Below are 21,423 nucleotides of genomic sequence, written 5' to 3'. Positions count from 1 at the left end.
GCACACCGGTCACTGCCATCAGGGCCGATGAAATGATCACATGGCACAAGTCCACCCCCAGCGACGAGGTCGGCGGCCGGTGCGTCGAGGTGGCCGCGCTCACCCACGCGATCGCCATACGCGACAGCAAAGCCCACCGAGAGCGGCCTCCTCGCCCTCACCCCTACGCCTTCACCGACCTGGCCATCCACGCCAAGCAAGGCAGTCTGATGCGCTGATCAACGCGACCGCCTAGAAACTGACACCCCGGGAGCCCGTTGAAGACCCGGCGGCCGGTGGAAACCGCTGACGGGACGCGCTCGTTCGGAGGACGTGGCACTCATCGCGTTCATGACGATTCCTGGCCTTGTGGTCGCGCTGGTCGCCTTCGCCATCCTCGACCGTGCGGGCCTGTGGGCGCATCGCAGGTTCCGCCTGCCTTGGAGGAGAGACGAGGTAGGCCGTCCGGTCTCGGCGATCGCGGTCGGTGAACTGGACGCCTTCTTCCATGGCACGCACCGGCATCAGCAGGAGCAGCGCCGCTCCTCCCTGATCCTGCGAGACGACGAGAACGACGGCGCGCCGCCGCGCAGCCGCGTCGATCTCGACGCCGGAACCGCCATCGTGCGGCGTCCGCCCGACTCCGCCGGAGCTTGATCATCCGGCTTTCGCCTCCGGGCCTCGGTCGTCGACCAACACCCCGCGTGTGACGTCCCAGAGTGCTGAGTTGTCTGACCTCCGCCCACGTCCCGGCGTGGGGTTCAGGGTGCTAAGCGGGTGCCGCGGCGCCAGATGGTGCGGGTGTCGAGGGTGTCGAAAATGGCGGTGGTGGATCGCCGAGGAGGCGGGGAGAAGGTCGGCGCGTGGGCCCTCGGCGATGTTCGGGCGGTCGGGCGCCACCCGCGCGAGCCGTTCTGCTGATCAAACGTCACGGAGCCCGATCAGCAGCCGACTTCGGATCGTCCCGGGACGGAAGCGCGAAGACCTCGTCGCCACGGAGACAGTCGCTTCTGGGGTCGGGCGACAAGGGGGCCGGTTCGTTGATCACAATCTGCGCGCGCCACCCGCCGACCGCCAGCCCGTCGGCGGCGTGGTCGAGAAGCCGGCTGTCGGCCAGGTCGCCGAGCAGCCCGGCATGCTCAAGGATGACGAACAGCGCGTCTGCGGCACCGGTCACCATGCTGGAGGCTTCGGCGGCGCTCGTGTCCGGATGGAGTTGGCGGTAGATGCGGCGCGCGACCGTCAGAAGACGGTCGGCGTCCGTCACGGTGAAGTCGCGTCGCAGCCGCACGGACAGGGCCATCCCGTCGGCAAGCGGATCGTCCCCCACCACGCTGTCATTGCCAGGCATGCGCACACGGTAGAGGAGATCACCAAGCTCAACGAGCCCGTCCGGGGCCCGCCTCGTACGGCCGCCGTTCCTCAGCGAGCGCGGCCGCCAGGAACGCGGTCTTCTCCACCGGCGCGTCCAACCTCGCACGCGTGCCGCAACCGCACCGTCTAGCCCCGGGGTGACAGTAATCAATCCTCCATCGACGCGCTTGTCGACAACCAGTTCGATATACTCTGGGCATGCGTTCGGTCACAGAGCGAGGTTTCGGTGAGGTGTCCACCCAGGAGCTGGTGGACGCCGCCGCCGCGATCGCCGCCGAACTGGCCCGACGCCCCGCCCCCGAATCACCTGCGGCGTGCATGCATCTCGCCGAGACGCTAGCGGCCGCCTCCGACGCCCACGAAAGCGCGCTGGCCGGGTTCATCGCCCGTGTCGACGCAGCAGGCGAGACACGCCGCTGGGGACTGCCGTCCACCCAGGCGTGGCTGCGGTCGCGGCTGGGCATGCGCGACTCGCGCGCCAAAGAGCGCCTCGCCCTGGCCCGCCAACTCCCCCGGCTCCCCACCGTGACCGCGCTGCTTGCCGCGGGCGAGTTGTCCTACGGGTACGCCTCCACCGTGGCCGACGCCGTCGTCCGCCTGGACGATGAGGACTGCGCCAAGGCCGAGACGCTGCTGCTGGACATGGTCGGGCAGGGGTTCTCTGCCGGGAAGGTCGCGGCGTTCGGGCGGCGCATCCGCGACGTGATCGCCGAACGCGACGGAGACGAGACGGCCCCCGAGGATGCGCAACGCGGGTATGAGCGGTCCTGGGTCACAAGCACCCGTTCCCTGGACGGCGGCCGCTACGTCAAAGGCTGGCTCAACCCTGAGGACGCCGCGATCTGGGACGGCGCCCTGGGTCCGCTGGCCAAGCCGGCCGGGTCCGACGACCGCCGCGACCTGCCCGAACGCACCGCAGCAGCGCTGAGCAGCGTGCTGTCGGGTGGGCACAAGGCCACCAAGGTCACCGTCATCTGCGATCTCGAAACCCTCACCGGCGGCCATGAGCCTGCCCGCCTCACGGATGGAACCCCCATCCCTGCGCCGCAGGCTCGCCGCATCGCCTTGTCAGCCGGAGTCTCACCCCTGCTGCTGGGGAACGGCCACGCGCCGCTGTACCTGGGCCACCGGGTGCGGTTCGCCACCGTTGCTCAGCGCCAAGTCCTGGAAACGCTGTACCCCACGTGCGCGGTACAAGGGTGCGAGGTGCCCGGGACGCTGTGCGAGGTCGACCACGTCAACGGATGGGCCCTGAGCGACAGCCCCACCGACATCGACAAACTCGCCCTGTGCTGCGGATGGCACAACCGCTACAAACACACCCATCCCCAACAAATCCACACCGCTCAAGACCCCGCCACCGGCCGCTACACCTACCGACTCCTCCCACCACCTGACACACCGGCAGCCGACCCACGAACGGCCGTCCCACCCGCCATCCTCAGCTGGGCCGCTTAAGCCCGCATGTCGGCGGGCGCGATGTCGTGCGCGAGCAGGTCGCCCATCTGATCCGGCTTTCGGAGCACCGAGTGTCATCTCGCGGATCGTCCCGAATGCCGCGCGGGGGCCAACGAAGGTTTGGATGGTCCGTTCAAGGTCCTCAAGGTCAAGGAGGGGAGATCGGTTTCCCTGAGGCACCAAACGGGGGCCGACTAGAGTTGGACGCCGAGGAGGTCATGGGTCTGCGCAACAGGTTCGACCGCATCGGTGCCGCGGCGCTACCCGTGGAGACGTCCCGGGCGCTACTCAAGGGACACGATGGAGAACATCTAATGGCGCCCCCCGCCGCCCTCCTCGCCCGCGCCAGACAAGACGAACTGCCGCGCTGACCCGCACGCCACGGCCCGCGTCAGGGTGAAGTAACTCGCCGCTCGGATCGTTCCCGTTGTCCGTCGAGGGTCCCGTGCCATCAACGGAAGAAACCGGACTCGCTCCGATGAACGTTATGTGACGCAAATCCACTCGGTCGGAAGATCACGGCAACTGCGTCGAGGTGGCCGCGGTCCTCCACGCGGTCGCCATCCGAGACAGCAGAACCCCCGATGCAGGCCGCCTCACCCTCACCCCCGATGCCTTCGCCGACTTCCTCGCCCGCGCCAAGCAGGACTCTCGCCCGTGCCAAGCAGGACTCTCTGCCGCGCTGACCTGAGCACCCTTGCAGCAGCGGACTCGGCGGCGGCGATTCGCACGGGGCAGCCGAACGCGGTGCGCCTTCAGCGGATGCGTGGAGCGTCCTGGGCGCCTTCGCTGTCCGTCGACCACGGTGACGTGGACATCGGCCCCGCCGGTCTTCCACACCAGACGCCCGCGATCAAGCCAGAGGTACTGAGCTATAGGCTGACCTCCGCAAACTTCGCCTATCAGGATGATCGGGGTGGCGGTACCGCAATGCCGACTCACGAGTGGACCATGGCCGATGAGGGATACGGCTCGCGTCCGCGCCCGAGGCGGAAGACCTTCCTGGTCCTGGCCGCGGGTCTGTCAGGGCTCCTGGGACTGCTCGCCGTGCTCTACCAAGTCGGTGCGCTGGACGGGAGCACCCCGTCCATTGGCCCGAAGAACTACAGCGCCCACGTCGAATGCCAGGTGAACACGGCCGGATCGCAGGGCACGGTAACGATCAGCGGCACGATCACAGGCGACGCGACGCGCTACTCGGTCACCGTCGAGGTCGTCGACGCGGCCTCTCACCAGCGGATCGGCCTCCAGACCTTCGAGGTTCGCGGCACGAACGCCTTCGAAGGGACCACTCCGGCGCAAGCTCCGATCGGACCCGCCGGCATCAAATGCAAGATCACCAAGGTCGCTTAACACGCCATCTCACTCACCGGCGCGGGCATCGTCGCCGCGATACTGATCGGTGACGCCCGGCAGTGTTCGCCCTGATCGTTGGCTGCCTGTTCGCCGTGCTGATCCCCCTGGGGATCGGGGCCCTCCTCAGCTCTCGGATCACCCTGACGGCGCAGGATCTCGTCGTCCAAGGGTTGTTCGGCCGGAAGCGTGAGCCACGCTCGCGCGTTGCGGAGGTGGTGCGCGCGAGCATCATCGCGCTTCGCGGAGGGGTCGGGAGAACCTGTTCGTGCGCGCGTCCGGCCCGAGGTCCTCCTGCACAGTCCGGCCGGACGCCCTCAGCGCGCCGCCGGTCGGCGACCTCTGGCTTCGCTCTCCGTGGGTTGCGACTCGCCGCTTTCGCAGTCTGGAAATCGAGGAGCGGGACCGGTTCAGCCAGCGTGCGACGAGGCGCCTGCGGGTGGTCGGCAGGCCCCGCCGCTCCGTGCCCCACTCGCGCGTTTCGGCCCCCGGTGGCCGGGGGCCGAAGACGGAATGGGCCCGTTGCGGCCAATGGCCTTTGGAGCGGCGTCCTATCGGAAGAGAGGAACCGACTCGGTTGTGAAGAAGTCCCCGTTCGGGTCGGCCGTCGTTGGGGCGGCGCGCAGGGCTCTGTCGGAGCGGCGCGCAGGCACCGCCCCAACAGTCATCACATCACCGTGTCACGCTGCCCTCACGCGGGAGGCGTGAAGTCGGCGAAGGGCGCGCAGTTACCGGGCCACGGCGGGTTGCCACCCAGGCCGGGAACCGGCCACACCGTGCACGTCGTCTGGCGTATGACGTCGTTGCCGGCTGCGTCAGTCCCACGAACGGTCACGTGGATCTGATTGGCCCCTCGGGAGATGACGGAGATTTCGCTGGCACCTCCTGCCGGGTAGCCGGGCAGGCCGGAGATGTTGTTCCAGGTGCCCAGGTAAGAATCATAGATCCGGGTCTGGCCGTTCCGGCCGATCGCTCCGATGTACTTTTCGCCGGCCTGGATCGTGCTGTCGAGGCCCAGGCCGCCCGGCCCGGTCGGACCGGTCGTTCCTGCGGGCCCGGTCGGTCCCGTCCCTCCCCCGGGCCCGGTCGGACCGGTCACTCCCGCGGGCCCGGTCGGTCCCGTCCCTCCCCCGGGCCCGGTCGGTCCTTCCGTGCCCGAGGGGCCGGTGGGTCCTGTCGGGCCGGGGGTGCCTTCGCCGGAAGGCCCGGTCGGACCCGTCTCACCCGCAGGGCCAGTCGGGCCCGTGTCACCCGCAGGCCCGATCGGACCGGTGGGGCCCGGCTCACCCCCACCAGGCCCGGTCGGACCCGTGGGACCAGTGGCGCCCGAACCCGGCCCAGTCGGACCTGTGGGCCCCGTGGCGCCGACCGCGCCGGACGGGCCGGACGGGCCGGACGGGCCGGTCGCACCGGTCGCACCGGACGGGCCGGTAGCGCCGGACGGGCCGGTAGCGCCGGACGGGCCGGTAGCGCCGGACGGGCCCGTCGGCCCGGTGGAGCCGGCTCCACCGGGGCCGGTCGGGCCCGTGGGGCCGGTGTCCCCTTTCTCCCCTCGCGGGCCAGTGGGGCCGGTCGGGCCCGTCGGGCACTTCGGCTTGCATCCGCCGTGGTCCTCACCGCACGACCCCGGATGGCAGCCGCCGTGGCCGCCGGGGGCACCGTCTCTCTGGAGTGCCGGCGCGGGCGCGGCTTGGGCTGCGGTGGCCAGTGCGGCCCCTGACATCACGGTGAGCCCGCCGGCGGTCGCCACCGCGACCAGCCAGGCACGCCCCTTCGGGGATGTTCGCCACTCTGGCCGTTTTCTGTAGTAGGCCAACTTCTTACCTCTTCTGCGAATTGTGCGGATTTGTTATCATCGACACCGCTCGAGCGGCAAGAAGCGCATGCCCACAAGGCATTCAAGTCAGCACATGGCCAACGAAATCATTCAACAACAAGGCGCGATAGAAGTTTAAGATTGGCCAGAAAAATCCGAATTACCCTTATGTGACCATAGGCCAGGGGTCAGCGCGTGCGGCGCCAGACGGCCCAGGCACCCGTGTAGGTCCAGCGGGACGTGACGAATCTGAAGTTCGCGGGTGCGGCCGGCCAGCTCTTCAGCGGGGACACCCTAGGGTTCCAGGGGACGACGGCGAGCGTGGCATCCGAGGGCAGGGTCGCCGGGTCGAAACGGTCCAGCGGTCTCAGATGCGTCCGCACCTGGAATGTCTGCGACACCCAGACGCGCCAGGGCATGCCGTTGTAGTCCAACGCCACCACGTCACGCGCGGTGAGTCCCGCCACGGCCAGGCTGGTGGCGGAGTCGAGCCTGTGGCCCCAGTACCGCGTACCCCGAACGGTGACCGCGGCGACGACCGCGATATTCAGGGCGACGACGAGAACGAGCGCCGCCGAGGCCACCCGGCGGTTCTTCAGCAGGATGAGAAACGCCGCCCCCGGGAACACCATGAACGTCGCCCATCCTGGCTTCAGAGCATCCCAGCTCCACGTCACCACGCTCATCTCAGGGAAGTCGAACACCCCGAAGAAGTCGGTGTACAAGCGCTGACCGGCGTGCTGCATCACCACGACAGCGCACAGCAGCGTCACCATGACCGTGACGGCGGCGGCGCGCTGGACGTCCCTGCGACGTCCGCACAACGCCACGGCGGCGCCCGCCAGGAACAGGACCGGTGCGAGGCAGGCCAGATAGCGGCCGTAGGCGAAGTTCGCGACCGTCCCCTCGTCCGGCACAGCGGCAGAGGACGCGAAGGCGATCCCCGCCGTCGCCGCCAAGACGACCAAAGCCGACACCCGCAGCGCCCGCCCCGCCCCCCGGCGCACCGCGACAAAGCCGGCGGCCGCAAGGCCCGCACCTGCCACTCCCCACGTGGACACGATGAGGTACCAGATCTTCCCCGCCGTGAGACCCAGGGCCCAGCCCCAGCCGTCCAGGCTGGTCAGCCGCTGGACGAGGAAGCCGTCCAGATGCATGGGACCACCGGGATAGATCTGCAACTGGAGCAGCTTGTTCAGCAGAGCGCCCGTGGCAACGCCCAGCGCCAGAACACCTGCCGCGACGACGACATCGCGCCTGGCCGCCCAGCGGCGCACGAACACGGCCACGAGCAGCCCCGCGTGCACCAGCACGATGACGTCACCGCGGACGTGAACACTGGCGGTGTAGGCGGCCAGCGCCGCGGCCGCCATGCCCTGCTCCATTCCGCCCCGCGACATCCAGGAATGGATGCAGAGGAGCCAGCCGAGCACGACCACCGGCAGGACCGCATCAGTCAGGGCGAACTGCCCGTAGTAGATGGCGGACGGCAGGAAACCGGTCGCCATCGCAACCGCATACGCCGAACCACGCGGCAACTCCAGCCGCCTCAACGCCACATAGGCGAGCACGAAGAGGAACGCACCGATCAGGGCATTGATGACCAGCACAAGCCGGTAGGCCGTCGCCGGGTCCTCGCTCACATGGAACGCCAGGCTGATCAGCAGCGGGTATCCGCCCTCATAGAAGGTGCGGCCCGACAGGTCGCCTCGATCACCGCCCGCCAGCAGGCGAGCGGCCCGGAGGTAACCGGTCTCGTCCGGAACGAGGACGGGCATCCGGTGCAACGGGATGAACACCAGCCGGACAACGAACTGCATCGTCCAACCGCCCGCGAACAGCACCGGCCACCAGGGACCGGCCCGGCGCCCGCCCTTGCGGATCGTCGACGCCGGTCCCCACCCGCGCTGGCGCGGTCTCACCGTTTCAAGCAAACCCATGCTGCCCGCCCGTCCCCCATCCAGGCGCCGAATTCTCCCGCCCGGCGCCACCCCCACCGCCCCTTGATGCCTCCGACGATTATCCGCAGCCGCCGATCATGAGGGCCTGAAGGAGCCCCCCTGATCACCGGACACGTACTGAAAACAGAAGATCCGCTGGACTCCGACCGCCACGACCGAGACGGCTTTGCCATCTCGCGACGGACGGTCCACATCGCCGGTGAATGTTTTGCATGCAGTCGCTCACAGCGAGGCTCACCATCGGGAGCGGCGCGAACGGTGATGGCCACTGGCCGCTCTCCGCACTCGCCGTGTCCGCGGCCCCTCCCCCTTCGCGACGCCACCACGGGTGCGGGGCGGGCCACCCGTTCCGGATGCGCCGGGGGCTCAGGTCACCGCCGGGGGGTGGTCGGCGATGGAGACCTTCAGCTGGGCAGAGTTGGTCAGCACGCTTCCGACCGGCGCCTGCGCCTTCGTGGCGTCGGTGACGACGCTGCGCCTGCCGAGGTACTCATAGGTCTTGTCGTCGAAGATGTACTCCTCGCGGACACCCCCACCGAGCGGGTTCAGCGTGACGGCGATGCCGGTCCTGCCTGCCGCGTCCACCGCGCGGCCGACGGTGGTGACGCCGTGGATGGCCGCCGCCGCCCGGAACAGCGCGGCCCGCTGCGCGCGGGGCATGTAGGCCTCGGTGAGCATGCTGCCGACGTTCTGCCACGCGTCGGCGTCGGCGCGAGGGCCGGTGCCCAGACCCATGTACAGGTGCTGGTACATCTTGGCCGGATCGGCCGGCAGGCGGCTCAGGTGGACGTAGTCGTTGCGCAGATTCTCGGCGCGGTCGTCGAAGTCGGCGGCCTTGGACATCGAGCTGCGTCCCACGGCCTGGCGGGCCTCGGCAGGGATGGGCCAACCCGGCCACGGCTTGGGCTCCAGCTGCCTTTCCCACAGGACGCCGTGTGTGGCGTCGCCGTCCACGGGCAGCCAGATCTTTCGTCTCTCCCGCCCCAGGTACCGGACCTGCCGACCGTCGGACTCACTCTCGACCGTGTCCATGGTCTGCGACTCGAAGACCAGGAACTGGCCGGGTCGGGGGTGCAGCTCCGGGGACTTGGCCGCGCGGTCGGCGGCCTGCTTGAGCACCTGCACCGACGCCACCGGCATCGTGTGGACGGCCGGCGGGGTGACCGGCTCCTCGCCTGTGTCGACCGCGATGACCCCGGCAGCGGCGGCGGCGACGCCCAGCCCCGCCGCCAGACCGATCCGCAGCCGCACGGCCCGGCGAGGGAGGCCGAGAGCACGCTGTCCGGTGGAACGCCCCGGGTTCGGGGTCGCGTCCCGCATGACGCTCAGCAGCCTGCGCTCCTCGGCCCGCACGTCGGTCAGGTCGAGCTCGGGGACATCCGAGCGGAACCGCTCAAGCTCGGTCATCTCATTCATGGACGGGTTCCTCACTGACGTAGATCACGGGATCGGTCGCACCGAGGTGCCTGCGCAGCCTGTGCTTGGCCCGGTTGATGCGCGACCGCACCGTCCCGACGCGCACGTTCAGCGCCTGCGCGGCCTCCGCGTAGCTGAGATCGCCCCAGGCGACCAGCAGCAGCGCGTCGCGGTGTCCTCTCGGCAGCGCGGCCAGCGCACTCGCCAGCGCCCTGCCGGAAGCCCCCGCACTGAGCCGCTCGTCACTGCGCTCCGTGAACGGCTCCATCACCGGGTCGGTGCCCATCCGCTCCAGGACGCGCAGCTGCCGGACCTCCGCCCGGACGTGCCGGCCCATCAGATTGGTGGCGATCCCGTACAACCAGGGCCGTGCGTTGGGGCGGGACAGGTCGTACCGTTCGCGCTGCCGGAACGCCGCCAGGAACGTCTCGGCCACCACGTCTTCGGCGGCGTCGGCGCCCAGCCGGCGGATCACGTACCGCTTGATGTCCGGTGCGTACCGGCGGAACACCTCGGCGAACGCCTCGGGCTCCCGGCGGGACCGCTCGACGACCGAGGCATCGTCGGCGTCCTCTTCACTCGCAGTGCTCATACACGGCCTCTCGGCTTCGGATCGGGACACCCGTTGTTGCCGAGCGGACCGCATCCGGTTCCCGCCCGCGTGCGGAGCCCCGTATGAGGGCGAGGACGCCGCAGTGTGATCAGCGCGTGGAGAGGCTGATCCCGACCGCGTGATGGACGCACCTGGCGCGGCGAACGGCGAACCCGCTCGCACCGAGCCGTCCGGGCTACCCCGCGGCTCCGGGAGGCCGTTGAAGCCTGACCTGGCGTTCGGTCTCGGTGAAGCCGAGCGAACGGTAGATCCGGATCGCCTCGGCTTCCGGATCGGCGACGATCACCAGCGTTTCGGCCCCTCTGCTCATGGCCTCCACTCCGGCGAAGTGGACGAGTGCGGAGGCCAGGCCGCGTCGGCGGAAGGCGGGATGGGTCTCGACGTGCTGGTAGCGGGCGAGCCCTTGACCGTCGAGGAAGACGCCGAGGCCCGCGCGCATCTCGCCGTCCACGAACGCGCCGAACCAGGTGGCGTCGCCCGCCTCGCACAGCCGCCGCTCCTCGGCGAGTTTCGCCGCCAGGAACGCCTTGTTCTCCGCCGACGCCTCCGACTCGTCGCACGCGTGCCGCAGCCGCGCCGCCTGATCCCAGTCGTCCGCGGTCAGCGTCCGCAGCTCGGCTCGCACCGGGCGTGCGGGGCGCAGGAGTGAGGAGGCGGTGAGGACCGCGTCGGTCTCGACAGTGATCCCGAGCCGCTCCCATCCTGCGCGCGGGACCGTCTCTCCCTCGGTCCCGTCAACACCGATCGCCAGATGGGCTGCCTCAGGGAACTCCGCGACGAACAGGCCGGGAGCATCCGGGAGCATGCGGGGGGAGACGAGCACGAAGTTGCCCCACCAGAAGTTCGGGTTGGCGGGCGTCCGGACCACCAGGTGGGACGGGTGATCGATGATGACGGAGCCGGCCAGCCGGCGAAGCAGTAGATCCGTGCGATAAGCGAGAGAGCGGACTTGCATCAGGCGAGCCTAAACCGACACCGGGGGACGCGCGTCTTTGCCGGTAGGCCCGGTGGTGGAGGGCCGGGGGCATTGCGATAGGGGGCCATGGTGAAGCAAGCCCGGGTGGACGGCGTCGCGGCGTCGACGGCGAGGGCGGCCATGTCCTTGTGGGCACGGCGCGGGAGAGAGCGGGCTCCGGGCGAGGACAAGAGCGGGAGGGCGAGGCGCGGAACGGCTTGGACGAGGGGCCGGATGCTCGCCGCGCTCGCGGCAGGGACCGCCGGGCTGCTGGCGTTCCATCGGGCGGTGCCCAACTCGATCGGCCGGCCGGGCAGCCTTCTGGAGACATTCCTGCCCTGGCTGGGGCTGGTGGCCGTGGTGCTGTTCGGCTTGGCGCTGCTGCGCCGTTCGGCCACCGCACTGGTGGCCCTGCTCTTGCCGACAGCGGCGTGGGCGTACCTTTTCGGCGGCCTGCTGCTGCCGGGGGCCGATCCCGGCTCTCGTGCCCTGGTCGTCGTCCAGCACAACGTCAGCGACGAGAACTCTGACCCGGCGGCCACGGGCCGCGCGCTGATCGCCGCGGCACCCGATCTCGTCGCATTGGAGGAACTGACGCCTTCGGCACTGCCCGTCTACGAGAAGACCTTCGCCTCAGCCCTCCCGTACCACTCGGTCCAGGGCACCGTCGGACTGTGGTCGAAGCATCCGCTGGCCGACAGCCGGTCGCTGGACATCAAACCCGAGGGGATCACGGAGGGCTGGAGCCGGGGGTTGCGGGCCACGGTGCGCACGCCGCACGGCGAGATCGCCGCGTACGTCGCACACCTCCCCTCGGTTCGCGTCCGGCCGAGCGGCCTAGCCTCCTCCTGGCGCGACGAGAGCGCCACCCGGCTGGGCAAGGCCGTCGCCGCCGAGGAACTGAAAACCGTGGTCCTCCTGGGAGATCTCAACGGCACCGTCGACGATCGTGGGCTGGCTCCGCTCACCACGCGGATGAACGTGGCGGAGCGGGGCCTGGCCTTCAGCTTCCCCGCGGCCTTTCCGCTGGCCAGGATCGACCAGGTCATGGCGCGTTCGGCGACCGTGACCCACGTCCGCACCCTGCCCGCCACCGGCAGCGACCACCTGCCGGTCGCCGCCCAGGTCGCACTGACGCCTTCTCCCGCGCCGTGAAGCCGAGCGGGGGTGGGCGGCCAAGGACGCAGGACGGCCCGGACGATGCGGTCGAGCGGCTTGGCGAGCGGCGGCTCAGCGGGGGACGGTGACGACGATCTTGCCGATCTGGGTGTTCGACTCCAGGTGGCGATGTGCCTCGGCCACCTCGGACAGGGGGAAGGTGCGGTCGATGACGGGACGGAACGCGCCCGAGCGCAGGCCGGAGGTCACGAAGGCGGCGGCGCGGCGGAGGCGCTCGGGGTCCTTGGCCGTCTCCAGCATCGTGTAGGTGCGCATGTTCAGCGCCGGCATGCCGAGGTCGATGCCCGGATAGGGGGTCGGCTCGCCGCTCAGCGCCCCGTAGACCAGGAGCGTCCCGCCGGGTGCGACCAGGCGGGCCAGGTCCGTCACGCCGGGGCCCGCGACCGCGTCGAAGACGAACTCGGCGCCCCGGCCGCCGGTCGCCGCGAGCACCCGTCCGGCCACGTCGTCCGACTCGGTGACGATCACCTCGGCCGCGCCCTCCTTGAGCAGCGCCTCCTTCTTCGCGGCCGTGCGGGTCAGGGCGATCGGGGTCGCCCCGACGCGGTCGGCGACATGGACGGCGGCGAGCCCGACGCTGCTGGAGGCCGCGTTCAGCACGACCGTGTCGCCGGGCCGCATGCCGCCGACCTCGACAAGCGCCCCATAGGCCGTCAGGTACGGCATCCACACCGCGGCGCCTTCTACCGCGCCGAGGCCCTCGGGACGGTGCAGCACGGCCGCGGCGGGCACGATCGCCTGCTCGGCGTAGACGCCGTACTCGTTCTGCGAGAACCCCGGCACCGTGCTGACCAGGTCCCCTGGCCGGAAACCGGTGACGCCCTCGCCGACCGCCTCCACCACGCCCGCGGCCTCGGTGCCGAGCCTGGCCGGGAACGCCTTCACCGGCTCGATGTAGTGGCCGGTCCGGAACAGCACCTCGGCCCTGTTGAGGCCGATCGCCTCAACGCGCAGCCGCAGCTCCCCCGGGCCGGGCTCGCCGACCTCGACGTCCTCAAGCCTCATCACCCCGGGTCCGCCGAGCTCGTGGAACATCACCGTCATGGCCATCGTGTGGGCCCTTCCTCGTAGCAGGTGGGCCTACTCAAACCCGTAAGTACGATTCCTGTCAAACTTTGATGGCAGTCGAAGTTCGATGCCCGCCAAATTCGATGTTCGTCGTACTATGGGCTCCATGGAGGCCGACCGCACCCCGACGCACCCCGACGTCCGGACGATCCCGTTGCAGCAGGTTCTCGAAGCCCTGGTCGATCCGGTGAGGCGGAGCATCGTCACGAAGCTCTGCGAGGCGTCCACCGACATCCGCTGCGGCGCGTTCGACCTGACCGTGAGCAACTCCACGGCCACGCACCACTTCCGGATCCTGCGCGAGGCCGGGCTCATCCGGCAGTACTACGTCGGCACCTCGCGCATGAACGCCCTCCGGCGCGACGAGATCAACGAGGTCTTCCCGGGTCTGCTGGACGCCATAGTCACCGCCGACCGCAGGTCCCCCCAGCCCGCCTGACCCCGCCGCGCGGAACCGGAGGCGGTGAGGAAGTCAGGCCGCGAGGCGGGCGCCTCGGCGCCAGACGGCTCGGGTGTTGAGGGTGTCGGAGATCGTGGTGGTGGGATCGCCGTCGACGAGAAGGAGGTCGGCGCGTAGCCCCTCGACGATGCGTCCGCGGTCATCGAGGCCGAAACGGCGGGCGGGGACAGAGGTGGCCGCGCACAGAGCCTGGACGGGGCTGAGCCCGGCACAGACCAGGTACTGCAACTCGTGGTGGAGGCTCGCGCCGTGTGCGAGCCCGCCCAGGAAGGGCAGCGGAACGGCGGCATCTGTACCGGCCAGCAGGTCCACGCCCGCGTCGCTGAGGGCCCGGACGGTGGCGAGGACGTCTTCGATCTTGCCCTGGGGGTAGTGGCCGTAGCTGGAGCGCAGCGTCTTGTCCCAGTCGGCGTCCAGGCGTGAGGCGACACGGGGATCGTCGGCGAGGTCGCCGCCGGTGATCCCCATCATGGAGGCGTTCAGGACGACGCAGGGGACGACGAACACTCCCGCGTCCTTGACCAGGTCGATGACCTCCTCGGTGTGAGGCCGGTCCATGAACAGGTGAGCCAGGCCGTCGATGCCCGCCTCGACGGCCATGCGGGTGGCGTCCACGGTCAGGGTGTGGGCGATCGTGAGCATGCCGCACCTCTTGGCCTCGGCCACGCCGGCGTCCAAGGTGGCCTGGTCGAGCATCGGCAGGCCGGGGTGCCCTTCCACGCTGCCGTCGTCGACCATGAACTTGATGTAGTCCGAGCCGCGTTCGATCAGCTGCGGGATGAACGCGACGGCTTCCTCGGGGGTCGTGGAGAACGGCATGAGCGGAGGCCGCCCGGTCGGCTTCGCCCCTGGAGGCGGTCCGGGGCGGAAGCCTTCCGGGAACAGCTCGCTGGGGTGGCCGCCCGGCGGCGTGATGCCGAACCCGGAGGAACGCACATCGGCGACGGTGTCGTCCTCGCTGATGTGGCCTCGGTCGTCGCGCGTGTGGAGGCCCTGCATCTCCAACTCGGTCGTCACGCCGAACCGCAGCGCCAGGGCCAGCGCCTCCCGGTTGGTGTGGACGTGGGCGTCGATCAGGCCCGGCAGGAGCGTCGCCCCGCCGCCGTCGACGATCTCGGCCCCCGCGGGAGGGTCGCCTCCGAGGCGGGTGATGCGCCCGTCCTCGACGAGCACGGTGGTCACGCCCAGCGCCTTCTCGCCATCGAAGACCTGGGCACCGGTGATAGCGGTCAGGGCTGCGGTCACGGCTTACCTCACTCCTGGAGTACGATCACCTCAATGTATAGCACTTGCTATGCAAATGCATAGCGTCATGCATATGCATGCCGACTGCAACTCGCTAGGATGGGTGCATGACCGACTCCCCTCCGGCTCCAGGGACCGACGACGGCGAGCTTCTCGATCAGGTCGGGCCGGCGCTGTCGCAGCTGCGGCGGCGCACCTCCGGCGGGCGGGCCGACCTCACGCGCAACCTGGTCCTGAACGTGGTCGCGAACGCGGCCGGGGAGATGACGGTCGGCGGACTCGCCGCCGAGATGGGAGTCACCCAGCCCGTCGCCAGCCGCACCGTCGCCGCCTGCATCGCCGACGGGATCCTGCGGAGGACCGCGTCCCAGGCCGACAGCCGGCGCACCGTCCTGGAACTCACGGACGCCGGAGAAGCCGAACGCCGACGCTTCGCCTCCGAACAACGCGAGACCTTCGAGGCCATCACCGCGCACTGGGAACCGGCCGAGCGCGTCCAGTTCGCCCGCTCCCTGATCCGCTACAGCCAGGACGCCACCACCTGGTCCGCCCACCAGCGCCACCGAGACCAGAACACGAACACCGACCCCGACGACTGACCGCCCCGCAACAGTGTGAGCGGACCGCCTTCCCCGAACCGCTTTGCCACGTCAGGCGGGGCGAATCGCCGTGCTGACTTCCATCCTGGGGTTCGTCGAGAGGCTGCGCGGGGTCGCCGATGGAGGCAGAGGCTTGAAGAGCGGGGTCAGAGAAGACCGCGGCGGCGCGCCTCGTTGACGGCGAGCACGCGGCCGCGGCATTCCAGCTTCTGGTACACGTGCTCAAGGTGTTTGCCGACAGTTCGGACGCTGATGCGACACAGCCTCGCGACCTGCCGGGCGGTGTGCCCCTCCGCGATGAGGGACAGTATTTCGAGCTCACGGGCCGTCAGCCCACTGCGCAACCGACTCTCCTCCCGCTGTTCCGGGGTGCCCCGTGGGTCGGCCGCGAGCGAATAGACCCGGTCTAGCAGGGTCAGCGCAGGCTGCAGGGCGGCCGTCACCTCGACCTCGCGGTCAGTGAAGTCGCTGGTGAACCGATTGATCGCCCAGCCCTTGCCGCCCTTTGGCGGCTGCACCCCGACCGCAATGCCCAACTGGTGCCGGGCCTGCATCGGGACGAACAATTCGCTGTAGACCCGGTGTGAACGCCAGGCGAGGTCCGGGACGAGGTCGCTGATGCGGCGGGGCATGTCGCCGGGATGGTCGAGGAAGTGGGCCACCAAGGGATGGTCGTCCACCACCGCGGCCAGTCTTTCCACCGAGACGGGGGCATCCGGCGGATCCGCCCAGAGCTCTACTTCCCCATTGACAAGATCGAAATCGTTCCACCCGACCGCGTCCCCGCCCACGGCGGCATGCAGGCATGCCGCGGCGGCGGAGAGATAGGTCCGCCGGTCGGGGAGCCCGCTCAGCTGATAGCTCAGCTCGGCCGCCGTGATCGCAGGGCGTCTCATCCCAACCCCTCGCATTCCCGGTACGTAAAAGAGCGTATTCCCTGAAGCCTTGTGATCGGGAGAACTTGGAAGTGTCCGTTCTGTCGACAGTGGAGGACTGGATCGACATGGACTTTCAAGGCCGGGACCGATCCGTGATCTTCGCGCCGGTACGCGGAATCGCGATCAACGCGATCGAGATCAAGGAAGGCGGGGCCACCGGGCACGGCAGTGGGAATCGAAGCCGTGTCCGTTGGTCGCGGGCGTGGCGGCACAGCCACGACGCCCTGGGCGGGCGGCTTTGAATCCTTCCCTCGGAACGAGGAGAACGCGAGCGATTCTGGAGGGAGACGCATGAATCCGCAGGGCCCGGAAACCGGGTACCAGAGCTTTGCCCCACCTCAGAGGCCTGGCACGACAGGGGGCACGAATCCGGGAGGGCGGACCCCGGGCTTCTGGACCGTTGTGGGAGGTGCATGCGCGGTGGTTGCGCTCCTGGCCCCCGTCGGAAAGCACTTGTGGGACCAGGCGCAGAAAGAGGCCGACTTCCAGTCCAAAGCGAAACACATCGCGGCGGCGGACCGAGAATGCGCGGCCGCCAGGGCGGCCATCTCACGGTTCGGCCAGCCGGACATAGCCGACTCTCGGGCGTACGCGTCGTTCTTACGTCAGATCATACCTGTGGAACGGCAGCTCATCGTGCGCTGGGCCGCCATCCCGACGCCGAAGGGCGACAGGGGGAAGGTGACAAAGATCATCACCTACATGCGACAGAGCTCCAACGAACTGGCAGAGGCCGCAATGTTCCTCGAAAAGGAGGACGTGCAAACGGCCAACAGGTCGATGACCAGAGCAAAGGAGTACGGACAGCGAGCCCAGCAGGGGGCGTTAGTGTACGGCTATCGGATCTGCTCGGACCTTTAGACCTGCGAGCGAGCCTTCCGCCGGCCCCGCCGTCCGCCCCGGTGTGGGGCCCGGCCGGGTGGGTCGTTCGTGCCGGCCGGGCTCGGTGGTCGGGCGTCGGGTGGTCAGTCGCCGGGGGCGATGCAGAAAGGGTGGCCTGCCGGGTCGGTGAGGACGGTCCATTCGCCTTCGCCGGGCTGGGTGTCCGGGCGGGTCGCGCCGAGGGCGAGGAGATCCTTCACCGCGGTCTCGACGTCCGAGACGGAGAAGTCCAGGTGCGCCTGCTTGGCGGGGCCGGGCCACACGGGGGGCTGGTAGCCCTCGATCCGCTGGAGCGCGAGTTGCGGCGCGGACCCGTTGCCGAGGTAGACGACGTCGTCGTCGCCGTAGGTGACCTCCCACCCGGTGGCCTTCCGGTAGAAATCGGCCAGCGCTGTGGGGTCGGCGCAGTCGAGGATGACCGCACCGAGCTTGTTGAGGACGGACATAGGGACCCCCTGCTGTCGAACATGGCTGGAACAGACGGCCGAGTGCTTCCTCAGCACCCCGCCTGCGACCAGCCTGCTCGCACCGGCAGGCCCAGGGCTTGAAGATCTTTGCGCACCTGGACCCCCGTCAGGCGCGGGTCCCAGGACGACGGCTGCGGGCGGAAGGCTTGTTCAAACGCGGCCAAGCTCGATGACCAGGCCGTCGTGCGCCATTTCGAAGGGGACGTCGCGGCCCAGCATGTCGTCCGACATATGGGTCAGGATCACGCGCCTGGCGGTCAGCCGGTCGCGGTGGGCCGCGAGGTCGGCCAGGCGCAGGTGGTACGGGACGGCCTTGTCGCGGTAGTAGGCCTCCGCGATGAGCAGGTCGGCGCCCGCCGAAGCCTCGATGAGCGCGTCCGTCCATGCGGTGTCGCCCGTGCAGGCGATGGCGCGTCCGGCGGCGTCCAGCCGAAGGGCCAGCGGCGGGGCGCCGCTCGGGTGGTCGACCTCCCACGCCGTGACACCGAAGCCGGCGACGGTCGTGGTCTCCCCCGGCGCCAGTTCGACGACCTCGACCGCGAAGCGGCGGCGCGCGGTCGACGAGCCCGGGAACATCACCTCCATCGCCGCGGCCAGGCGGCGTCCGGTCCCCGGCGGTCCGGCCACGGTCAGCGCCTCGGTGCGCCCTGAGAACTGGCCGTCGAGGACGAGGAACGGCAGCCCTCCGAAGTGGTCGCCGTGCAGGTGGGTGACGAAGACGGCGGCCACCTCGCCGGGGTCGAGCCCCTGCCGTTTGAGCGCGGTCAGCGACGTGGCGCCGCAGTCCAGCAGGACGGGCGGCAGGCCCGGGGCGCGGACGTGCACGCAGGCCTGGCACCGTCCGCCGCTGCCGAACGCGTCGCCGGACCCGGCGAACGTCACGGTGATCGGGTCGCCCACGTCCCCAGTGAAGCAAGCGCCCGGGAGGGACGCGAGTCCCCTCCGCCGAGGCTGGGCTTTTCCTACCGATACGTAGCTATTCGCGGGGGGAGGTGCGGAAGAGGGCGGTTCACTAGGATGCTCGGGTGCGCGAAGATCAAGAGGTCCAGGACGACGTCGTGCTGACGGCGCCGATCCGGTTGCCGGGCGGCGCGCCGGCGGCCGCGGACGAGCCCGTGGAGCGCGCCACGAGCACCGATCCCGCGCCGGTCCGGGCGTTCCGGCAGGACGTGGAGCGGCTGTCCGGGCTGGTCGCGCAGCTCGTCGAGACCGCGGGCGCGCTCGGCGTCCGGCTGGACGGCGAGGTCGACGAGGTGCTCGGCAGCGCGGAGAAGGCGTTCGCCGAGGCGCGGGAGGCGCGGCGGGAGGCCGCCCAGGCGGACATCCTGACGAGCGAGGCCGAGGCCCGCGCCGAGGCGGCCCGCCAGGAGGCCGTCGAGGCGCAGGAGGAACTCCGCAAGGGACTCGCCGCCGCCAAGGCCAGCGTCACGGCGGCGCAGGAGAGCGAGGCCAACGCGTGGAAGGAGGCCGGCGCCCACCAGCAGGCCCGTGCCACGTCCGCCAACGAGGCCGCGAGCGCCGAGGGGCTGCGCAAGCGCGCCGAGGCGGCGTGGAGCACCGAGCACCAGGCGCGCATCGAGGCCGAGCGCGAGCGCGACGACCTGGCCACGCGGCTGAGCACCGACCAGGCGGCGCTGGCCACGGCCAGGAGCGAGCTGGTCGACTCGCGCGCCGAGCTGGTGGAGCTGCGCGCCAAGCTGGAGGCCGCGGCCGAGGCCGAGCGGCGGCTGCGCGCGGAGCTGAGCGTCGTGCAGGGCGAGGTCGCGGGGCTGACCGTGGAGCGCGACGCCGCGACCGCGCGGGCCGACGAGCTGGCCGCGCGGGTCGAGCGCGCCGAGAAGCTCGCCGACACGGCCGACGCCCGGATCGAGGCCGAGCGGGTGCGCGCCGACCGGGCCGAGGAGCGCGCGGACGCCGCCGAGATCCGCATCGACCGCGACGCCGCGACCGTGCGGGCGTTGCAGGACACGCTGCGCGCGGCGCTGGACCTCCCGTCCGTGGAGGACCTCGACGACGGCCGCGGCGTGCAGGTCGGCGACGTCGGGGCGGTCACCGTCCAGCCCGGCGGCCTCGTCGGCGTCGACCAGGTTCCGGAGCTGATGGACGGGGAGCTGGCCGGACGGTTCGCCCGCGCGATCCTGGCCGTGCGCGTCCACCAGGCGACCCGGCGGGCCGTGGCAGAGCCGCAGGACGAGCCGGACGAGACGTCCGCCGAGGAGTAGCCCCTTACTCGGCAGGTCGCCGGGCGGAGGCGCGGCGGCGCAGGACGAGCCACCGTCCCGCCAGGCCGACGGCGAACATGATCACTCCGGCCGCCACCGAGGGCCAGGGCAGCGCGGCCACCAGGACGAGGCATCCGGCGGCGCCGAGCAGGTTGAGCGGGCGCGGCCAGCGGCGGTCGGCCGCGGGCTGGGTGAACGCGGACGCGTTGGCGATGGCGTAGTAGACCAGGACGCCGAACGAGGAGAAGCCGATCACTCCGCGCAGGTCGGCGGTGGCGACCAGCGCGCTCACCACGACCGCCACGGCGATCTCGGCGTGGTGCGGGACCTGGTGGCGGGGGTGGACGGCGGCGAGCCGCTCCGGCAGGTCGCGGTGGCGGGCCATGGCGAGGGCGGTGCGTCCGATACCGGCGATCAGCGCCAGCAGCGCGCCGAGGGCCGCCAGTGCCGCACCGATCCGCACGACGGGTGCCAGGCCGCCGGCGCCCGCGGCGTCGACGGCGGTGGCCAGCGGGGCGGTCGAGGCGGCGAGCCGGTCGGGCCCGGCGGCCAGCAGTGCCGCGACCCCGACGACCAGGTAGACCGCCACGGCGATGAACAGGGCGAGGGGGATCGCGCGGGGAATGGTGCGGCGCGGGTCGCGGACCTCCTCCCCCATGGTGGCGATGCGGGCGTAGCCGGCGAAGGCGAAGAACAGCAGCCCGGCGGCCTGCAGGATGCCGTAGGCGCCGCCGCTGCCGAGGGACGACCAGCCGCCCAGCCGCCCGGTGCCGGCGTGCCCGCCCGCCGCGATCCCCGCGACCACGACCGCCAGGGCGGTCAGGCTCGTGGCGACGAGCACGCGGGTGAGCAGGGCGGTCCTGGTCACCCCGCGGTAGTTGAGCGCGGCCAGGCAGACCACGGCCGCGACGGCGACCGCGCGCTGCGCCCACCACGGCCCGGGGACCGCGTAGGACGCGAAGGTCAGCGCCATGGCCGCGCACGAGGCCGTCTTGCCGACCACGAACCCCCACCCGGCGGTGAACCCCCACCAGTGGCCCAGTCGCTCGCGGCCGTAGATGTAGGTGCCGCCGGAGGTCGGGTAGGCCGCCGCCAGCTGCGCGGAGGCGACCGCGTTGCAGTACGCGATGACCGCGGCGATCACCAGGCCGACGAGCAGCCCCGTCCCGGCGGCGCGCGCGGCCGGGCCGAACGCGGCGAACACGCCCGCCCCGATCATCGAGCCGAGCCCGATCAGCACCGCGTCCCCGGTTCCGAGGCGGCGCGCCAGGCCGCCGCCGCCGGGCGACGGCGCCGCCCCGGACGGCTCCTGGGCTCCTCCGGGACGTGGTTCAGACGCCATCGCCGGACCTCCTGCGGCTATTGCATCAAACTGGTTTGATGTATCGTCCCGAGTGTGGTGTCACCGAGTCAAGCCGCCCGCGGGCGGGGCGAGCCG

Annotated in this window: 22 protein-coding genes and 1 pseudogene; 12 read left to right on the top strand and 11 right to left on the bottom strand. The window is 70.7% G+C overall.

Features of this window, described 5'->3' with window-relative positions; translation table 11 throughout:
- The first annotated feature begins 32 nt into the window (after window positions 1–32).
- Together AB0C21_RS03490 and AB0C21_RS03485 are read left to right on the top strand one after the other, a co-directional pair.
- Window positions 33–218 (top strand): DUF397 domain-containing protein, encoded by a 186-nt coding sequence (locus AB0C21_RS03490; RefSeq protein ID WP_500202470.1) that lies wholly within the window; start codon window positions 33–35, stop codon window positions 216–218.
- Between the two features lie 94 nt (window positions 219–312).
- Window positions 313–636: a DUF6191 domain-containing protein gene (locus AB0C21_RS03485; protein ID WP_500202469.1), complete on the top strand. Its 324-nt coding sequence runs from the start codon at window positions 313–315 to the stop codon at window positions 634–636.
- A gap of 271 nt (window positions 637–907) precedes the next feature.
- Here AB0C21_RS03485 and AB0C21_RS03480 read toward each other — a convergent pair whose 3' ends face one another.
- A complete protein-coding gene (locus AB0C21_RS03480) occupies window positions 908–1,330 on the bottom strand; it encodes a hypothetical protein (protein WP_500202468.1) in 423 nt (140 codons plus the stop codon).
- A gap of 221 nt (window positions 1,331–1,551) precedes the next feature.
- Between AB0C21_RS03480 and AB0C21_RS03475 the strand changes: the two genes are divergently transcribed.
- From AB0C21_RS03475 to AB0C21_RS03460, 4 genes and pseudogenes are all read left to right on the top strand, one after another.
- Window positions 1,552–2,811, top strand: a complete 1,260-nt coding sequence (locus tag AB0C21_RS03475) for an HNH endonuclease signature motif containing protein (RefSeq protein ID WP_500202467.1) — start codon at window positions 1,552–1,554, stop codon at window positions 2,809–2,811.
- Window positions 2,799–3,182: a Scr1 family TA system antitoxin-like transcriptional regulator gene (locus tag AB0C21_RS03470; protein ID WP_500202860.1), complete on the top strand. Its 384-nt coding sequence runs from the start codon at window positions 2,799–2,801 to the stop codon at window positions 3,180–3,182. Before AB0C21_RS03475 ends, AB0C21_RS03470 begins: the two co-directional genes overlap by 13 nt.
- Window positions 3,183–3,316: 134 nt before the next feature.
- A pseudogene (locus tag AB0C21_RS03465) lies at window positions 3,317–3,502 on the top strand (DUF397 domain-containing protein); the annotation flags it as partial.
- Window positions 3,503–3,621: 119 nt separating this feature from the next.
- Complete coding sequence (locus AB0C21_RS03460; protein ID WP_500202466.1) at window positions 3,622–4,164, top strand: hypothetical protein; 543 nt, start codon at window positions 3,622–3,624, stop codon at window positions 4,162–4,164.
- Window positions 4,165–6,168: 2,004 nt separating this feature from the next.
- Here AB0C21_RS03460 and AB0C21_RS03455 read toward each other — a convergent pair.
- The 4 genes from AB0C21_RS03455 to AB0C21_RS03440 all read right to left on the bottom strand — a co-directional run bounded on the left by AB0C21_RS03455 (window position 6,169) and on the right by AB0C21_RS03440 (window position 10,925).
- Window positions 6,169–7,920, bottom strand: a complete 1,752-nt coding sequence (locus AB0C21_RS03455; protein ID WP_500202465.1) for a hypothetical protein — start codon at window positions 7,918–7,920, stop codon at window positions 6,169–6,171.
- A gap of 387 nt (window positions 7,921–8,307) precedes the next feature.
- Window positions 8,308–9,357 carry a CU044_5270 family protein gene (locus tag AB0C21_RS03450; protein ID WP_500202464.1) on the bottom strand — a complete coding sequence of 350 codons (1,050 nt, stop codon included), beginning with the start codon at window positions 9,355–9,357 and terminating at the stop codon, window positions 8,308–8,310.
- Complete coding sequence (locus tag AB0C21_RS03445) at window positions 9,350–9,949, bottom strand: RNA polymerase sigma factor (protein WP_500202463.1); 600 nt, start codon at window positions 9,947–9,949, stop codon at window positions 9,350–9,352. The genes AB0C21_RS03450 and AB0C21_RS03445 overlap by 8 nt, the downstream gene beginning before the upstream one ends.
- Window positions 9,950–10,145: 196 nt before the next feature.
- Entirely contained in the window at window positions 10,146–10,925 is a 780-nt protein-coding gene (locus AB0C21_RS03440) for a GNAT family N-acetyltransferase (protein ID WP_500202462.1), read from the bottom strand.
- 234 nt (window positions 10,926–11,159) lie between these two features.
- Between AB0C21_RS03440 and AB0C21_RS03435 the strand changes: the two genes are divergently transcribed.
- Entirely contained in the window at window positions 11,160–12,080 is a 921-nt protein-coding gene (locus AB0C21_RS03435; protein WP_500202461.1) for an endonuclease/exonuclease/phosphatase family protein, read from the top strand.
- A 75-nt stretch (window positions 12,081–12,155) separates the two neighbouring features.
- Here the strand turns inward: AB0C21_RS03435 and AB0C21_RS03430 are convergent, their stop codons facing one another.
- Complete coding sequence (locus AB0C21_RS03430) at window positions 12,156–13,154, bottom strand: zinc-dependent alcohol dehydrogenase family protein (RefSeq protein ID WP_500202460.1); 999 nt, start codon at window positions 13,152–13,154, stop codon at window positions 12,156–12,158.
- A gap of 124 nt (window positions 13,155–13,278) precedes the next feature.
- On the opposite strand from AB0C21_RS03430, the gene AB0C21_RS03425 reads away from it, so the two are divergent.
- Entirely contained in the window at window positions 13,279–13,611 is a 333-nt protein-coding gene (locus AB0C21_RS03425) for an ArsR/SmtB family transcription factor (RefSeq protein WP_500202459.1), read from the top strand.
- Window positions 13,612–13,644: 33 nt separating this feature from the next.
- On the opposite strand, the gene AB0C21_RS03420 is transcribed toward AB0C21_RS03425, so the two are convergent.
- Window positions 13,645–14,877, bottom strand: a complete 1,233-nt coding sequence (locus AB0C21_RS03420; protein WP_500202458.1) for an amidohydrolase family protein — start codon at window positions 14,875–14,877, stop codon at window positions 13,645–13,647.
- A 107-nt stretch (window positions 14,878–14,984) separates the two neighbouring features.
- Between AB0C21_RS03420 and AB0C21_RS03415 the strand changes: the two genes are divergently transcribed.
- Window positions 14,985–15,476 (top strand): MarR family winged helix-turn-helix transcriptional regulator, encoded by a 492-nt coding sequence (locus AB0C21_RS03415; protein WP_500202457.1) that lies wholly within the window; start codon window positions 14,985–14,987, stop codon window positions 15,474–15,476.
- Between the two features lie 146 nt (window positions 15,477–15,622).
- Here AB0C21_RS03415 and AB0C21_RS03410 read toward each other — a convergent pair whose 3' ends face one another.
- Complete coding sequence (locus AB0C21_RS03410; protein ID WP_500202456.1) at window positions 15,623–16,372, bottom strand: response regulator transcription factor; 750 nt, start codon at window positions 16,370–16,372, stop codon at window positions 15,623–15,625.
- A gap of 89 nt (window positions 16,373–16,461) precedes the next feature.
- Between AB0C21_RS03410 and AB0C21_RS03405 the strand changes: the two genes are divergently transcribed.
- Together AB0C21_RS03405 and AB0C21_RS03400 are read left to right on the top strand one after the other, a co-directional pair.
- Window positions 16,462–16,656: a hypothetical protein gene (locus AB0C21_RS03405; RefSeq protein WP_500202455.1), complete on the top strand. Its 195-nt coding sequence runs from the start codon at window positions 16,462–16,464 to the stop codon at window positions 16,654–16,656.
- 178 nt (window positions 16,657–16,834) lie between these two features.
- Window positions 16,835–17,275 (top strand): hypothetical protein, encoded by a 441-nt coding sequence (locus AB0C21_RS03400; protein ID WP_500202454.1) that lies wholly within the window; start codon window positions 16,835–16,837, stop codon window positions 17,273–17,275.
- A gap of 104 nt (window positions 17,276–17,379) precedes the next feature.
- Here the strand turns inward: AB0C21_RS03400 and AB0C21_RS03395 are convergent, their stop codons facing one another.
- Entirely contained in the window at window positions 17,380–17,742 is a 363-nt protein-coding gene (locus AB0C21_RS03395) for a VOC family protein (RefSeq protein ID WP_500202453.1), read from the bottom strand.
- Between the two features lie 171 nt (window positions 17,743–17,913).
- Entirely contained in the window at window positions 17,914–18,663 is a 750-nt protein-coding gene (locus AB0C21_RS03390; RefSeq protein ID WP_500202452.1) for an MBL fold metallo-hydrolase, read from the bottom strand.
- Between the two features lie 125 nt (window positions 18,664–18,788).
- On the opposite strand from AB0C21_RS03390, the gene AB0C21_RS03385 reads away from it, so the two are divergent.
- Complete coding sequence (locus AB0C21_RS03385; protein ID WP_500202451.1) at window positions 18,789–19,985, top strand: hypothetical protein; 1,197 nt, start codon at window positions 18,789–18,791, stop codon at window positions 19,983–19,985.
- 4 nt (window positions 19,986–19,989) lie between these two features.
- Here the strand turns inward: AB0C21_RS03385 and AB0C21_RS03380 are convergent, their stop codons facing one another.
- Window positions 19,990–21,327, bottom strand: a complete 1,338-nt coding sequence (locus AB0C21_RS03380; protein WP_500202450.1) for an APC family permease — start codon at window positions 21,325–21,327, stop codon at window positions 19,990–19,992.
- Between the last annotated feature and the right edge of the window lie 96 nt (window positions 21,328–21,423).

The organism is Spirillospora sp. NPDC049024 (assembly GCF_040649235.1).
Taxonomy (GTDB): domain Bacteria; phylum Actinomycetota; class Actinomycetes; order Streptosporangiales; family Streptosporangiaceae; genus Spirillospora.
Note: the sequence above shows the minus strand (reverse complement) of the source record. Positions and strands in the feature narration are given on the sequence as shown.